Annotated in this window: 12 protein-coding genes; 5 read left to right on the top strand and 7 right to left on the bottom strand. The window is 69.1% G+C overall.

Annotation, left to right across the window (positions count from 1 at the left end; translation table 11 throughout):
- Positions 1 to 4: 4 nt before the first annotated feature.
- The 3 genes from ACO2RJ_RS01020 to ACO2RJ_RS01010 all read left to right on the top strand — a co-directional run bounded on the left by ACO2RJ_RS01020 (position 5) and on the right by ACO2RJ_RS01010 (position 5,180).
- Positions 5 to 1,447, top strand: a complete 1,443-nt coding sequence (locus ACO2RJ_RS01020) for a phospholipase D-like domain-containing protein (RefSeq protein WP_423266152.1) — start codon at positions 5 to 7, stop codon at positions 1,445 to 1,447.
- 87 nt (positions 1,448 to 1,534) lie between these two features.
- The gene (locus ACO2RJ_RS01015) at positions 1,535 to 4,192 is read left to right on the top strand and encodes a DUF2339 domain-containing protein (protein ID WP_423266151.1); all 2,658 of its coding nucleotides are present in this window, start codon (positions 1,535 to 1,537) and stop codon (positions 4,190 to 4,192) included.
- Positions 4,193 to 4,286: 94 nt separating this feature from the next.
- Positions 4,287 to 5,180, top strand: coding sequence for a LysR family transcriptional regulator (locus tag ACO2RJ_RS01010; protein ID WP_423266150.1), 894 nt, complete (start codon positions 4,287 to 4,289; stop codon positions 5,178 to 5,180).
- A gap of 6 nt (positions 5,181 to 5,186) precedes the next feature.
- On the opposite strand, the gene ACO2RJ_RS01005 is transcribed toward ACO2RJ_RS01010, so the two are convergent.
- The 6 genes from ACO2RJ_RS01005 to ACO2RJ_RS00980 all read right to left on the bottom strand — a co-directional run bounded on the left by ACO2RJ_RS01005 (position 5,187) and on the right by ACO2RJ_RS00980 (position 11,864).
- Entirely contained in the window at positions 5,187 to 5,378 is a 192-nt protein-coding gene (locus tag ACO2RJ_RS01005; RefSeq protein ID WP_423266149.1) for a hypothetical protein, read from the bottom strand.
- Between the two features lie 61 nt (positions 5,379 to 5,439).
- Entirely contained in the window at positions 5,440 to 7,044 is a 1,605-nt protein-coding gene (locus tag ACO2RJ_RS01000; RefSeq protein ID WP_423266148.1) for a peptide chain release factor 3, read from the bottom strand.
- Positions 7,045 to 7,155: 111 nt separating this feature from the next.
- Positions 7,156 to 8,046, bottom strand: coding sequence for a metallophosphoesterase family protein (locus ACO2RJ_RS00995; protein WP_423266147.1), 891 nt, complete (start codon positions 8,044 to 8,046; stop codon positions 7,156 to 7,158).
- A gap of 61 nt (positions 8,047 to 8,107) precedes the next feature.
- Entirely contained in the window at positions 8,108 to 9,034 is a 927-nt protein-coding gene (locus tag ACO2RJ_RS00990) for a diacylglycerol/lipid kinase family protein (RefSeq protein ID WP_423266146.1), read from the bottom strand.
- A gap of 16 nt (positions 9,035 to 9,050) precedes the next feature.
- On the bottom strand, positions 9,051 to 10,439 hold the full coding sequence (locus tag ACO2RJ_RS00985) for an APC family permease (protein WP_423266145.1): 1,389 nt from the start codon (positions 10,437 to 10,439) through the stop codon (positions 9,051 to 9,053).
- Positions 10,440 to 10,610: 171 nt separating this feature from the next.
- Complete coding sequence (locus ACO2RJ_RS00980; RefSeq protein WP_423266144.1) at positions 10,611 to 11,864, bottom strand: OmpA family protein; 1,254 nt, start codon at positions 11,862 to 11,864, stop codon at positions 10,611 to 10,613.
- A gap of 48 nt (positions 11,865 to 11,912) precedes the next feature.
- Between ACO2RJ_RS00980 and ACO2RJ_RS00975 the strand changes: the two genes are divergently transcribed.
- Together ACO2RJ_RS00975 and ACO2RJ_RS00970 are read left to right on the top strand one after the other, a co-directional pair.
- Complete coding sequence (locus ACO2RJ_RS00975) at positions 11,913 to 12,407, top strand: hypothetical protein (protein WP_423266143.1); 495 nt, start codon at positions 11,913 to 11,915, stop codon at positions 12,405 to 12,407.
- A 251-nt stretch (positions 12,408 to 12,658) separates the two neighbouring features.
- Positions 12,659 to 13,981 carry an alpha/beta hydrolase gene (locus ACO2RJ_RS00970; protein ID WP_423266142.1) on the top strand — a complete coding sequence of 441 codons (1,323 nt, stop codon included), beginning with the start codon at positions 12,659 to 12,661 and terminating at the stop codon, positions 13,979 to 13,981.
- On the opposite strand, the gene ACO2RJ_RS00965 is transcribed toward ACO2RJ_RS00970, so the two are convergent.
- The gene (locus ACO2RJ_RS00965; protein ID WP_423266141.1) at positions 13,921 to 14,682 is read right to left on the bottom strand and encodes a 2-keto-4-pentenoate hydratase; all 762 of its coding nucleotides are present in this window, start codon (positions 14,680 to 14,682) and stop codon (positions 13,921 to 13,923) included. The genes ACO2RJ_RS00970 and ACO2RJ_RS00965 overlap by 61 nt on opposite strands.
- Positions 14,683 to 14,816: the final 134 nt, after the last annotated feature.

The following is a 14,816-nucleotide window of genomic DNA, read 5'->3' as shown; positions in this document are numbered from 1 at the left end:
CAGCATGACCGCCAACGCCTATCTCGAGCCTGGCGAGACCTGCTGGCGGATCGAGCGCGCGAACCGCTTCTCCTTCATCGTCGACGCCGCCGATTATTACCGGGCGGCAAAGGCCGCGATCCTGAACGCCGAACACAGCGTGATGCTGATCGGCTGGGACTTCGATTCGCGCATCGAGCTGGAGCCGGAAGGGCCGACCCTCGCAGGGCCCAACAAGCTCGGACCGTTCCTGAAGTGGATCGCCGACCGCCGGCCGGAGCTGAACATCCGGCTGCTGAAGTGGAACCTCGGCGTCATCGAGACGCTGACGCGGGGCGAGACGCCCTTCTACCTCATGCAGTGGATGGCGAAGAAGAACATCGAGATGAAGCTCGACGCCGCCCATCCGCCGCTGGCCGCGCATCACCAGAAGATCGTGGTGATCGACGACGCGCTCGCCTTCTGCGGCGGCATCGACATGACGCTCGGTCGCTGGGACACGCGTCAGCACAAAGAAGAGGATCCGTCCCGCCGCACGCCGTGGGGGCGCCCGTTGCAGCCCTGGCACGACGCCACGACCTGCGTGGACGGCCCCGCCGCGAAAGCGCTCGGCGACCTCGCCCGCGAACGCTGGCTGCGGGCGACGGGCGAGACGATCGAGCCGTCCCCCGCCGGAGGCGATCCCTGGCCCGACCATCTCGCCACGACGTTCGAGAACGTCGACGTGGGGATCGCGCGCACCCTCGCCGAATATGACGGGCACCGGCAGGTGACCGAGATCGAGAAACTCTATCTCGCGGCGATCGCCGGCGCGAAGCGCGCCATCTACGTCGAGAGTCAGTACTTCGCGAGCCGCGTCATCGCCGAAGCGCTGATGGCGCGCCTGCGCGAATTCGACGGCCCGGAGGTCGTGATCGTCAATCCTCAGTCCCAGGACGGCTGGCTGGAGGAATCGACGATGGGCGCGACCCGCGCCAAGCTGCTTGAACACGTCAAGCGGGCCGACGCCCGCAACCGCTTCCGGCTTTACTACCCCGTCACCGAGGGCGGCGCCCCGATCTATGTCCACGCCAAGATCATGATCATCGACGACCGGCTGTTCCGGGTCGGCTCGTCGAACTTCAACAACCGGTCCATGGGCTTCGACACCGAATGCGACCTCGCGATCGAGGTCCGGGAGGAGGGGCCGCTGGGGTCGGACATCACGGCCATCCGCCATGATCTCCTGGCCGAGCATCTCGGCGCGACGCCTGCCGAGGTGACCGCCAAGGTCGAGGAGACCGGCTCGCTGATCGCGACGATCGAGGCGCTGTCGAAGAGCGGGCGGCGCCTGGCCGAGTTGCCGATCCGCGAGATTGGAGAGGTCGAGGACGCGCTGTCGGAGACCGACTTCGTCGATCCCGAACGACCGCCCGGGAGTTGGGCGCGCCTGCGCCTGAGCATGGCGCGGCGCCTTCGGCGGCGTTGAGTTCGAGGGGCCACGCCGAACAGGCATCCGGCTTTCGCCGGACATCCGTTCCGCATAAGGTCCACGCCCTTCTCCGGGGCCTTTCGCGTGGAATTCCTGCTGCTCGGCCTGCTCGTGCTCGCGCTGCCCGTCGTCGCCGTCGCGGCGCTGGCTTTGGCCATCGTCGGCCGGAGGCGAACCGAGACGCTCGAGAAGCGCGTCACGTTCCTTGAGCGCGAACTTGCGCGCAGGGCGGCTCCCGCATCCGATGCGGCGGCCCGCCCGGCAGCCGAGCCTGCTCCGCCGTCGCCGCCGAAATCCGACGCCACGCCCCCCGCCCTCCCCGAGCCGTCGGTCGCCTCCGCGCCGCGCTCGACGCCGGCCATCTCGGCCAGGCCCGACGCCGCGCCGAAGCGTTCGTTCGAAGAGAGGCTCGGCGCCCGCTGGACGGTCGTCGTCGGCGGGCTGGCGCTTGCGCTCGGCGGCGTCTTCCTCGTGCGCTACTCCATCGAGCAGGGCTGGATCGGCCCGGCCGCGCGGGTGACGCTCGGCGCGCTGTTCGCCTGCGGGCTGCTCGCCCTCGGCGAGCGCATGCGACGGGCTGAGGCGCGGCGGGACGCGCCCCGGCCGGCGATCGACATCCCGGCGGCGGTGACCTCCGCCGGGGCCGTCAGCGCTTTCGCCGTCGTCTACGCGGCCTACGCCCTTTACGGCTTTGTCGGTCCGACCGTCGCCTTTCCTCTTCTCGGGGCCGTCGCTGTCGCCACGATGCTGGCTGCGCTGCTGCACGGACCGATCCTCGGAGCGCTCGGCCTCGTCGGCGCTTTTGGCGTGCCGCTGCTGGTGTCCTCGGACGAGCCGAACGTCTGGGCGCTCCTCATCTACCTTTTGGCGCCGACGGCTGCGGCCTTCGCGGTCGCGCGGATCCGCCGGTGGCCGCAGCTTGCGATCGGCGCCGGCGTCGCGGCCTTTCTCTGGGGCGCAGCCGCGCTGGTCACGCTCGACGGCGCGGCGGGTGCGACGCTCGCTTACGCCTTCGCGCTCACCGGCCTCGCCGCTCTTCTGCACACCGGCGGAAGACTGACGCCGCCTGAGCCTTCAAAACCGTCGCCGATCCCCTGCGCGTTGATCGGCCTCTACGGCCTGCTCGCCGTAGGGGCGCCTGCCGTCGACGGTTTCGGAACCGCGGCCATCGTCGCCGCAGGAGCGCTGTTCGCCCTTCATCTCGCGCTCGGCGTTTGGGCGGCCGGCCTGACGCCGGTCGCCGGCATCGGCGGCGCGCTCGCCGTTCTGACGGCCCTGTCATTCGACGACGCGGCGCTGGCGGCCGTCGCGGAGGCGACCAGCCTGCCCGCGCCCGGCGAGATCGCGCGCGCCGCAGGGCTTTCGACCTTCTTCGCCTTCGCCGCGGTGCTTGGCGCGATTTACCTTTTCGGCAGCGGCTACGCGGCGCGGCGCGCGCCGGGGAGACCCGACTGGCGCGCCGGCCTGCTGGCGGCCTCGGCGGTCGCGACGCCTCTTGCGATGCTCGCTTTCGTTTACTGGAAGGCGGTCGGCCTGGCGCCGGATCTGCGTTTCGCCGGGCTCGCCGTCCTGCTCGGGGCGGCTTTCGCCTTCGCCGCCGACGACGCCTCCCGCCGCGAGGCCAAAGGCGACGCCGGCCCCGCCGTCACCGCCTCTTTCGCGACCGGCGCCGCCGCCGCTGTCGGCCTGGCGCTCGCCATGGCGATGCGCGAGGGCGCGCTCACCGTCGCCCTCGCCTTCCTGGCCGCCGCTCTCGGTTTCGTCGCCACCGCGCGGCCGATCCGGGCGCTCGGCGTGCTGGCGATGATCGCCGCGGGTCTCGTGCTGGTCCGCATCGCGCTCGACCCGCGGATCGTCGGCGAGGATCTCTCGTCGACGCCGGTGTTCAACGCGCTGCTGTGGGGCTATGGCGCGCCGGCCGCGGCCTTCTGGGCCGCCTCACGTTTCTTCGCCCGCGCCGGTCAGGTCCGGCCGTCTCAGATCCTCGAAGGCGCCGCCTTGGTCTTCGCGCTGCTGCTCGGCTTCACCGAAGCGCGCCATTTCGCGCGGGACGGCGATATGGCGGCCACGGGCCCGCGTCTGCTTGAGAGCGGGCTCGACGCGACGGTCGCCTTCGGGCTCGCGGCCGTCGCAGGCGGGCTGAACCTGAAGCGCGCGAGCCCCGTGCTGGCGGGAGGCGCGCTGGCGGCGAGCGCGCTCGGCTGTCTGCTCGCGACGCTCGGCCTGCTGTTCGGCGCCAACCCCGCGCTGACGGGCGAACCGGTCGGCGAAAGCGTCGTCCTCAACGCCCTCTTGCCCGGCTACCTCCTGCCGGCGATCGCCGCCTTCGCCGCGGCGTCGTTCGCGGCCGAAGGCCGGCCGATCTGGATGCGCCGGGCGCTTGGCGGCGTCGCGCTCATCCTCGCGCTGGCCTGGGCCACCTTGACCGTCCGGCAGGCCTTCGTCGGGCCTGAGCTCTCCGGACCCGAGATCGGCGACGCGGAAATGTGGGCCTATTCGGCGGTGTGGCTGGCCTGCGGCCTTGCTTTGCTCGGGACCGGCGTCCTGCGACGCTCGCAGATGCTCCGCCTGGGCTCGGCCGTGGTGCTGATCGTCGTGACGATAAAAGTCTTCCTGTTCGACCTCGCCGGCCTCGGCGGGGTCTGGCGGGCGCTGTCCTTCATCGGCCTCGGCGGCGTGCTGATCGGGATCGGGGCGATCTACCAGCGCCTTCTCTTCCCGCGCACGGCCGACGCCCCATGACGGCGATCGCCCTTCCGAGGCATGACTCCGGCGCGGCGATCGGCTAAACGCTTTGCAGCCGTGCAAGGCGATTTCCCCCGGAGCGCATCACTTCATGCTGGCATGGGACGATTTCAGGCTGGTGAAGGCGATCGCCGAGCGGCGCTCGCTCGCCGGCGCCGCCGATCTGTTGGCCGTCAACGCCTCGACCGTCTTCCGCCGTCTCGGCGCGCTCGAGGACCGGCTCGGCGCGCGGCTGTTCGAGCGCGGACGGGCCGGCTACGGCCTGACCACGGCCGGCGAAGAGATGGCGATGATCGCCGATCGCATGGCGGACGAGATCGTCGGCTTCGAGCGCCGGGTCTCGGGGCAGGACCTCGCCCCCGCCGGCGAGCTGCGCGTCACCACCAATGACACGCTGTTGATCCACTGCCTGACCGACATTTTCGCCGCCTTCCGCAAGGCCTATCCCGACATCTTGCTCGACGTGGTCGTCGGCAACGCCGTGCTGAACCTGTCGAAGCGCGACGCCGACATCGCGATCCGGGTGACGTCGTCGCCGCCCGAGACCCTCGTCGGCCGGCGCCTCGCCAGCATCTCCTGGGCCGTCTACGGCGCGGCGCCGCTCGAGCCGGTCGGCGCGATAGAAGCGCTCGACGATCTGCCCTGGATCGGACCCGGCGAGATGCTCGTCCAGCTGCAGCGCTGGCTGCGCGACGTCGTGGGCGAACACAAAATGGTCTACCGGCTGTCGACGGTGCTCGGCATGGCCGAAGCGATCGCGGCGGGCGTCGGCGTCGGCCCCCTTCCCTGCTTCATCGCGGACCGCTTTCCCACGCTCGTCCGTCTCTACGATCCGCCGGGCCAGACGCCGCCTGGACTGTGGATCCTGACCCATCCGGACCTGCGCACCAGCGCGCGCATCCGCGCCTTCATGGATTTCGTGGGCGGCGAGCTCGCGCGCAAACGCGGATGCTTCGAAGGCACGCGGGAGCGGGAGCTGGCCTGACGGCCCTCAGATGTCGTCGACGATCGCGAGCAAAGCCGTCTGCCCGCGCGGCGTGACGTCCCAGATCTCGTCGACGCACCGGACCAACCCGCGCTGCGCGAGGCTCTGCAACAGGCGGACATCATACGGCAGACGCCTGTCCCCCGCGCTCAGGCGCTCCAGCGTGATGATCTCGAATCCCGTGACGTCGTCGGCCATAAAGGGGCTCCCTTTCACGCCAAGCGGGCGGGAGTCGAAAAGGTTCCGCTTGGCAGACCCGTCAGGCCGCCTGCTTCCGCACGTCTTTCACGTCCGTGAAGGTGACCTTCTCCCAGCGCTCCTTCGCGCGGTTCATCTGGAAAGCTGAGCCGGTGAGCAGAACCGGGTCGCCGTCCAGGTCCTCGGCGAGGCCGGACCGGTTCGCCGCGACGAACTCGTCGAGGTCCTTCGGGGTCGCCGCCGACACCCAGCGGGCGAGCGAGAACTGGCTCTGTTCGAAGCCGACCTCGAGGCCGTATTCGGCTGCGAGCCGCCCCGTCAGCACGTCGAGCTGCAGCGGCCCGACGACCCCGACCAGCGCCGGGGAACCGTCCAGCGGACGGAAGACCTGCACGACGCCCTCCTCCGCCAGCTCCTGAAGGGCCTGCTTCAGCTTCTTGGCCTTCATCGCGTCCTCGAGACGGACGCGGCGCAGGATCTCCGGCGCGAAGCTCGGCACGCCGAGGAAGGACAGGTCCTCGCCGTCCGTGAGCGTGTCGCCGATCCTGAGCGCGCCGTGGTTGGGAATGCCGACCACGTCGCCGGCATAGGCCTCCTCGGCGAGCGCCCGGTCCTGCGCGAAGAAGAACTGCGGGGCGTGGACGCCGATCATCTTCTGGGTGCGGGTCTGCCGCACCTTCATGCCGCGCGTGAGCTTTCCCGAGCAAAGCCTTACGAAGGCGATGCGATCGCGGTGGTTCGGATCCATATTCGCCTGCACCTTGAAGACGAAGGCGGTCATCCGCTCCTCGTCCGAGGCGACCGGCCTCTTGTCGCTTTCGAGCCCCTGCGGCGCCGGGGCGAGGTCGGCGAGCGCGTCGAGCAGGTCGCGGACGCCGAAATTCCGCAGCGCCGAGCCGAACAGCACGGGCGTCAGATGTCCCTCCCGGAACGACTGGAGATCGAACGCCTTGAGCGCGCCCTGCGCCAGCTCGAGCTCCTCGCGCACCTCGGTCGCGCGATGTTCGGACACGAGCCCGCCCAGCGCGTCCAGCCCCGAGCCGGCGGCCTCGTCGCCGCCGTCCACCAGACGGATGCGGCCGGTCTTGAGCTCGAAGGTGCCCGCGAAGTCGCGGCCGCGGCCGATCGGCCAGGTGAGCGGCGAGACGTCGAGCGCGAGCGTGCTCTCGATCTCGTCGAGAATCTCGAACGGATCGCGGCTCTCGCGGTCCATCTTGTTGACGAAGGTGACGATCGGGATGTCGCGCAGCCGGCAGACCTCGAACAGTTTGCGCGTGCGCTCCTCGATGCCCTTGGCGGCGTCGATGACCATGACCGCCGAATCGACCGCGGTCAGCGTGCGGTAGGTGTCCTCGGAGAAGTCCTCATGGCCCGGCGTGTCCAGCAGGTTGAACACGCAGCCGCGGTATTCAAAAGTCATCACGGAGGTGACGACCGAAATGCCGCGGTCCCGCTCGATCGCCATCCAGTCCGACCGCGTCCGCCGCCGTTCGCCCTTGGCGCGCACCTGACCGGCGAGCTGGATTGCGCCGCCGAACATCAGCAGCTTCTCCGTCAGCGTGGTCTTGCCGGCGTCCGGATGCGAGATGATCGCGAAGGTGCGACGGCGCGCGACCTCTCGGGCGAGCTGGGTGACGGGGCGGGAGGCGAGAGGGAGGTCGGTCATGGCTGAGACGTCTGATCGAAAAGCCGAAGAGGAGCAAGCCGCTGTCGTCGATCTTGCGCGGCCATCGGCGCCCGCATGCAGTTCGCGCCTGCGTCCGGCTAAGCCTGCCTGCTACCCCAGCCCGGCCGGCGCGCTGTCGCGATGGGCGACCTCGGTGACCGTCGGCTTGCGGAACGGCAGAGCCTCGGCCGGCGGCGGCGGCGGCGGGCGCTGCGCGCCCTGTTCGCGCGCCGCGATCGCGCGCCACTGGCGACCGTCCCAGGCGCGGATCTCGATTTCCACGGCGCCCGACTTGTCGATCTCGATGCGATGGTAGGCGTTGGGCTCCCCGCGGAGGCGCGTCGAGGTCGCGGTCGACGCCTGCACCACCAGCAGATGGGGCGCCTCCTCGCGAGCGGCTTCGTGCCCCGTGATGTAGCCGCGGTGGTGATGGCCCGCGAGCACGAGGCCCACCCCTTCCCTCCGGAACACGTCGAGCGCTATCTCCGAGCGGCCGACGACGTCGAGGTCCGGTTCGGCGTCAGGCGGGTGCAATGCGTGATGCGCGACCACGATGCGGAACAGATGTGGCGGCAGGGTCTCGCAGCGTTTCCGGAACCGCACGAGCTGGCGAAGGCCGAACCGGCCGTTCGACCAGTCGAGCGCGAGCGCGGCGCGGCGCGCGGTGTTCAGCCCGAGCACGGCCACGGTGTCGTCGGTCCAGGTCGGCTCGAGCTCGCGCGAGACGTAGCGGCGCCAACGCCGGAAGGGGTCGGCAAAGCGCTGCAGCAGATGGATGTAACTGATGTCGTGATTTCCCGGCACGGCGAGCACAGGCGCGTCGAGGCTGCGCAGGAACTCGGCGCCGGCGCGATATTCGTGGCGATGGGCTCGCTGCGTCAGGTCCCCGGACACGGCGACGAGATCCGGCGGATCGGCGTTGATCTCGTCACGCAGCGCGTTGACGATCACGGGATCGACGCGGTCGAAATGAAGGTCCGAGAGATGGACGATCCGCGTCACGAGCCGCCGCTCCGAAAGGCCTGAGCCGACCTGCGCGGCGGAGTGGCGGCTTCCGGGGCGCTCACGCGGCGTCCTCCAGCTCCGGGGCCGGCGCGATCTGGCGAGGGCGCAGCACCTTCAAGGCTTTCGGCAGGATGATGAAGCGCAACGGCGGCCGGATCAGCCGCGTCTCGCCGTCGAGCATCACGCGCAGCAGCTTGCGGCGGCTGGTGACGATGAGGCTGCGCACGTGATGCGTCTCCAGGTCGGGATCCTGCGTCCACCGGCCCAGGGCCATGCGGGTCGCGAGCCGCGCGAGCGGCCAGATGCTGAGACGCCGGGTCGCGTAGACTGTGAGCTCGCCGCGATCGAGATGCGAACGGGTCAACACGTGACCGAAGCCTTCGTCATAGGCGTTGTCGGCGACGACGATCGCTTTCGAGCGCAGGAAGATCGGCCCGTCGCCGAGGTCGAGCCCGACGCGCATCGGGGGATAGCGGTACATCGCCTTGAGCGTCGCGAGCCCGTGCTTCCACCAGCCCATCAAGCCCATCTGCAGGCGGTTGCGCTCCCGACGCTCGGCCAGCCGCGCCGGCACGCCGAGCATCGAATTGCACAGGAACTTGTGGCCGTTGACCTCGCCGACGTCGATCGAGACGATTTCGGCGTCGGCGAAGGCGGCGATCGCAGCGTCGAGGTCGACAGGTATCTTTAGGTCCTTGGCGAGCAGGTTCATCGTGCCGAGCGGCAGCGGCGCGAGCGCCTTGTCGGTCCCGACCAGCGCGGCGGCCGCGGCCGCGATGGTGCCGTCGCCGCCCGCCGTCACGATCACGTCGACCGGAAGGTCCCGCGCCTGGATCATGCGCTCGACGATGTCGCTCGAATCGCCGCCGAGGACAGCCTCCACTTCGAGGCCCGCCGCCCGCAGCTTGTCCGCAAGTTCGACCGCGGCGTCGGGCCTGTGCATCAGGGCGCCCGAAGACGAGTTCACGACCAGCGCCACCTTCACGCGTTACGACCCCGCCTCACGCCTCGGCCGCGGCGTCTTCCTGCTCGATGAAGCGCCGGAGCCGCGCCTGGTCCTTCCCGGCGCCGGTCACGAAATACAGCGCCGTGATGAGCAAAATGAGGCCGATCGCGATCAGCGGGGCGATGAAGTCGCCGGTCTGGAACAGCCGTGTGACGATCAGCGCCGAGCAGACGAAGGCTCCCAGCATCGGCACCAAGATCGGCACTTCGAAATCGCCCTGCGGTTCCCCTTCGCGCCGCTTCAAAATCACCAGCGCGACGTTGACGATGGTGAACACCGTGAGCAGCAGCAGCACCGTCGATGAGGCCAGCGCCTTGATGTCGCCGACGAGGGACAGCACGATGACGATCGCGAGCAGCGTGAGGATCGCGACATAAGGGGTCCTGCGGGTCGGGTGCACCTTGCCGAGCTTTGCGGGCATCAGGCCCTGCTTGGACATGCCGTAGAGCAGCCGGGATCCCATGATCCAGTTCACCAGCGCCGTGTTCGACACGGCGAAAATGGTGATCACGCTCAGGATGATGGGCGGGAACCACGGCCACGCCTTTTCCACCACGGCGACGAGGGCGAGCTCCTTCGGCAGCTCCTGCCACGGGATGACGGAGACGGCGGTCACCGCGACCGCCATGTAGATGACGGTCGCCGCCACCATCGCGAAGATGATCGCCAGCGGCATGTTGCGCTTCGGCTCCTTCACCTCTTCGGCCACGTTCAGCATGTCCTCGAAGCCGATGAACGAGAAGAAGGTCAGGACCGCGCCCTGCATCACGAGGACCGCGATCGCTCCGATCTCGTTGTTGTGGCTTTCAGCCGCAGGGAATTCGAGAAGGTTGGCGGAGCCCCAATAGCTGACGCCTGAGGCGATCACGATCAGCAGGCCAGTCGCCTCGATCACCGTGCAGAGCGCGTTGACCCACATGCATTCCTTGATGCCCCGAAGCAGGATGCCGGCGACGACGAGCAGGAAGCCGATGGCGAGGATCCAGATCGGCACGGACAGGCCGAACAGCTTGGCGATGCTGGCGGCGACCACGTTGGACTGAGTCGCGATCGAGGTCAGGCCGGAGCAGACGACCGTCAGCCCCACGACGTAAGAGAGCAGCGGGATCATGTAGGCCCGCTGGGTCACGTAGGCGGCCCCGCCCGCCTTGGGATAGCGCGACACGATGTTGGCGTAGGACAGGCCGGTCAACATCGCCGCGATCATCGACACGATGAACGCCATCCACACCGCGCTGCCGAGTTGGCCCGCCGCCTGGCCGATCAATCCGTAGATGCCGGCGCCAAGCATCGAGCCCAGACCGTAGAGCGTGATCTGCCAGAGCGTCACCGAACGATCGAGCTTCGGCTCGCCCGCGCTTCCGTCCCGAGCCGTCTCCGCCATCGCGCTGCTCCTCCGCTTGAGCGGCGCCGAGGCGCCATGGTTTCGTCACCTTTAAGCAGCTAGGGCGTTCGATTTCCGCCGCCACCCATGCGGCGCCTGCGAAATGGCTAGAAAAAAAGCGCGCGGGCCATAAGCCCGCGCGCTTCTCCGATCGTGCGGTCGGGGCGCCGATCAGTTGCTGCTGGACAGCAGCGACGTGATGTTGCGGATCGTGACGCGGCGGTTCCGCGCCTCGGCTCCGTCGGTCTGCACCTTCAGATACTGTTCGCCATAGCCCTGCGTCGTCAGATTTTCAGCAGGGATGTCGAAGTATTTCGTCAGCACCTCGGCGACCGACTCGGCGCGGCGATCCGACAGCGACAGGTTGTCGTCGTCCGAACCGACCGCGTCGGTGTGGCCCTCGACCATGAAGACCGTCTTCGGGTCCTTCTTGATCGCCTGCGCCATGGCGTCGCCGACCTTCTCCAACTTCTCGATCTGGTCGTCCTTCACCTCCCACGAGCCGGTGTCGAAGGTGATGGCGTCGAGATCGACCGAGCGCACATACTGACGCAAGGGCTGGTTCTGCCGGATTTCGTCGAGCGAGTAGGCGCGCTCGGGGCGAGCCACCGGCGGAGCGACGAACGCCTCCTCAATGTCGTCGTAGGACGCGGTGTCGGCGTCGACGATGTAGCGCTCACGCGGGATGGAGATCGGCGGCGGCGCGAGATCGAGGTTGAGGAAGATGCCCGTGCGGGCGCCGCGCGGACGGTTGTCGATCAGCACATATTCCTGATCGCGGAAACGCCGGGTGCGGCGGATCAGGCGGCCGTCATCGTCGGTGATCGTGACGATGGTGGAGCCGTCAGGACGGGTGACGATGCGCCGGATTTCGCCATTGCCGCGCTCCTCGCGGAAGTCGCGGGCGCCATAGCGGAAGCGGGCGCCTTCGTCGCGGCGGATGATGGTGCGATTGCCTTCGCGGATGATGGTGCGGTTGCCTTCGGTGATAATCACCCGGTCGCCGTCGCGGCGTTCGCGGCGGTCGCCGCGGATGCGGTCGATACGCTCGTTGAGGCGCTCCTTGTCGTCGCGGGCGTCGCGGCGCTCCTCACGGATCTTCTTCTGCAGCCGCTCCATGCGGTCCTTCTGCCGGGAGTCCTGACGCCGATCCTGGGCGTCCTCGCGGCGCTCCGCAGCGTCCTCGCGGCGTTCCTTGAGGTCCTCGCGGCGCTCGCCGGCGTCTTCACGTCGCTCCTTGACGTCCTTGCGATCTTCCTGCCGATCCTCCCGCTTCTCCCGGAGATCCTTCAGCCGATCCTGACGGTCCTTCTGGGCGTCTTCCCGCTTCTCCTGAGCGTCCTTGACGTCCTTCTGGCGCTCTTCCTGGGCCTTCTGACGCTGCTCGAGACGCTCCTTCGCCGTGTCCTGGCGATCCTTCTGCATCTCCTGGCGCTTTTCCAGCGCGTCCTGTCGCTCCTTCTGGCGCTGCTCTTGAGCGTCCTCACGCTTTTCGAGCGCGTCCTTGCGATCTTTCTGACGATTGTCTTGAGCGTCCGGGCGCTCCTGCCGCTGCGGCCGATCCGGCTGCTGGCGCTCCGGCTGCGCTTCTTTGCGCTCTTTCCGCTCTTGCTGACGCTCCTGCTGCGCTTCCTGGCGCTGCTTCTGACGCTCCTGCTTCCGATCGTCCTGCGCCGCCGGGCGCTGCTGCCGCTCCTGCTGCGCGTCCTGCCGCTGCTGGCGCTGCTGCTGGCGCTCCTCGCGTCCTCCGCCGCGCTCCGGCCCGTCCCCGCCGCCGGCCTGCGCGATCACGAAGGGCGCCGCGGTCACAGGCGCCTGCGCTATGGCGGGCGCGGCGAGCGCGAATGCCGGCAGCACCGTGCCGGCGAGCAGAAGAATCTTCGTCGTCTTCATCATCAACCTTGTTCTGTTCCCGGCTTCGTCAGTGATTGGTTGACCAACGCCGCTGATGCCCCAGCGTTCACCTAAGCGCCGATTCCGACGCGTCAATGACGTCGCCGCGCTCCTATTGTGGCGTTGGGTGCGTCTTATCGACTCGCGCACTAACGAGAGACGCCGCCGGTTCGTTCAATTATATTGCGCTGCACCTAAACTTTCGTTGGACTTGCGGGGCGACCTCAACTCGCGCGGCCCGGACTGGACGTCGACGCCCGCGCCGTTCCGGGCTACACGAAGCGCGATCGGCGGCGACGCCGGAGTATGCCCGGGGGCGGCGCCGCGTGCGGCCTGATCACACAGTTTTTGCGTTTCTCGCCTGTCTCGCGCTCGCGGGCTGCGGCGGCCGGGCGGAAGGCGTCCTGACCCCGGACGGACTTTCGGCGCCGGGCGCGTCGCAGATCGAGCTGATGACGCTGACCACGCGCGAAGCCTCGCCCGAGCCCGGCTTCCTGTTCTCCGGCGAGCGCAGTTCGAAGCTCTCTCTGACCGACATCACCATCTCGATCCCGCCCGATCGCGTCCGCAAGATCGGCGAGGTGCAATGGCCGAAGAAGCTTCCGGCCAACCCGGCCGTGGAGTTCTCCACGATGAGCGTCCGCCCGGTGGACCGAACCGGCGCCCGATTCTGGTTCCGAAAGGAGACCAAGGGCCGGAAGCGCCACGTGCTGCTGTTCGTCCACGGCTTCAACAACACCTACGAAGACGCGGTCTACCGCTTCGCCCAGATCGTGCACGATTCCGGCACCGAGGCCGTGCCGGTGCTCTTCACCTGGCCGTCGCGGGGCAGCGTCTTCGCCTACAATTACGACCGGGAGAGCACCAACTACTCCCGCGACGCGCTGGAGGAGGCGCTGCAGGAGCTCGCCAAGGCGCCCGAGGTCGAGGACGTCTCGGTGCTCGCGCACTCCATGGGCAGCTTCCTCGCGCTCGAATCGCTGCGCCAGATGGCGATTCGCAACGGCCGCATCGCGCCGAAGATCCGAAACGTCATCCTCGCCGCGCCGGACGTCGACGTCGACGTCTTCCGGCAGCAGCTGGGCGAGATGGGCGCGCCTGCCGAGCGGCCCCGCTTCACGATCTTCACGTCGACGGACGATCGCGCGCTGCTGGTTTCGAGCCGCCTCGCCGGCAGGGTGCCGCGCCTTGGCGCGATCGATCCGAAGACCGAGCCCTACGCCTCCGAGTTCCGGACCCAGAAGATCGACGCCTTCGACCTCACGGATCTTCAGACCGACGACCGACTGGCGCACGGTAAGTTCGCCGAGAGCCCGGAGGTCGTGAAGGCGATCGGCGGCCGGCTCGTCGCAGGTCAGCAGATCTCCGACAGCGAGCTCAGTCTCGGCGAACGGGTGGGCCAAGTGGCGTCCGGCGTCGCGTCGACGGCGGGCTCCGCCGCCGGCGTCATCATCAACGCGCCGCTGGCGGTGGTCGACCCGAAGGTGCGGCGCGGCTACGGCGATCAGCTCGGGCAGTTCGGCGGAAACATCGACGACGCCTTCTCGCCGCTGCGGCCGAACCTGCGGCGCGGGGCCCAGGCGCCCGCTCAAGCCCCGACGACAAGCTCCGCGACGTCCAGCCCGTCGAAGTCCGCCACGACCCGCTGACCGGCGCCCACTTGGTGGAACGGCGTCGTCGAGCCCGTGGTGACGACGTCGCCCGCCTTCAAAGGCCGCGCCGACCCCCGCAGGCGGTTCGCCAGGCCGACCAGCAGTCGGACCGGGTCGCCGCCGGTGTTTCCGCCCTCATGGGCGAAGGCCGCCTCGCCGTCGACGAGCAGCCGCACCGGCAGCCGATCGAGCGCGCCGGACGGGCGCTCCGGCCGGCCGGGTCCAATGATCAGCGCGCCATGGCTCTGCCGGTCGGCCATCCTCCACAGAGGCGACGCCGCGTGCCAGTCGGCGAAGGCGGTGTCGAGCACCTCGATCGCGGCGTGCCACGCCCCGATCGCGGCCAGAACCTCTTCGGCGTCATAGGGGGTCTCGCGATCGGGAAGGTCCCGCGCCAAGGTCACGGCGATCTCCGCCTCGACGGCCCAAAGCCGGAAGGCCGCCGCCGGGATCGCCGCGGGACTCGAATGCAGCGTGTCTCCGGCGATCTGGCCGTACATCGGCTCGGCCGTCGGCGTGGGCGCGCCGGTCTTCCACGCCACGACCGGTCCGTGGCGCGCGACGAGCGCCTCGTGGATCGCGAGGGCTTCCGTCTCGTTGGCGGGCGCACGTCCTTCTGGAAACGCGTCGAGAGGACCGTTCGGGGCGCGCGCCTCGTCGAGCAGGCGAGCGGTTTCGGCGATGTCGTGGTTGGTCAAGACGTGGTCCTCGGCGTCTTTGCTGTTCGGCCGCACCCTGCCGAAAGCGGACTTGCGCGTCGAGCCCGACGTCCCCCGGAGGGCGCGTCAGGTCGTCCGGCTGCACTCCACCTTCAGGACCACCTTGTCCACGA

Source organism: Hansschlegelia sp. KR7-227 (genome assembly GCF_049446035.1).
In the GTDB taxonomy this organism is placed as follows: Bacteria; Pseudomonadota; Alphaproteobacteria; order Rhizobiales; family Methylopilaceae; genus Methylopila.
The sequence above is the reverse complement of the archived record's forward strand: the minus strand, read 5'-3'. Positions and strand labels throughout refer to the sequence as shown.

Excerpts from the sequence above, each read along its gene's own strand:
- ACO2RJ_RS00985 (WP_423266145.1), bottom strand. The coding sequence starts at position 10,439 with ATGGCGGAGACGGCTCGGGACGGAAGCGCGGGCGAGCCGAAGCTCGAT.
- ACO2RJ_RS01005 (WP_423266149.1), bottom strand. The coding sequence starts at position 5,378 with ATGGCCGACGACGTCACGGGATTCGAGATCATCACGCTGGAGCGCCTG.
- ACO2RJ_RS01010 (WP_423266150.1), top strand. The coding sequence starts at position 4,287 with ATGCTGGCATGGGACGATTTCAGGCTGGTGAAGGCGATCGCCGAGCGG.
- ACO2RJ_RS00980 (WP_423266144.1), bottom strand. The coding sequence starts at position 11,864 with ATGCAGAAGGATCGCCAGGACACGGCGAAGGAGCGTCTCGAGCAGCGT.
- ACO2RJ_RS01020 (WP_423266152.1), top strand. The coding sequence starts at position 5 with ATGACCGCCAACGCCTATCTCGAGCCTGGCGAGACCTGCTGGCGGATC.
- ACO2RJ_RS01000 (WP_423266148.1), bottom strand. The coding sequence starts at position 7,044 with ATGACCGACCTCCCTCTCGCCTCCCGCCCCGTCACCCAGCTCGCCCGA.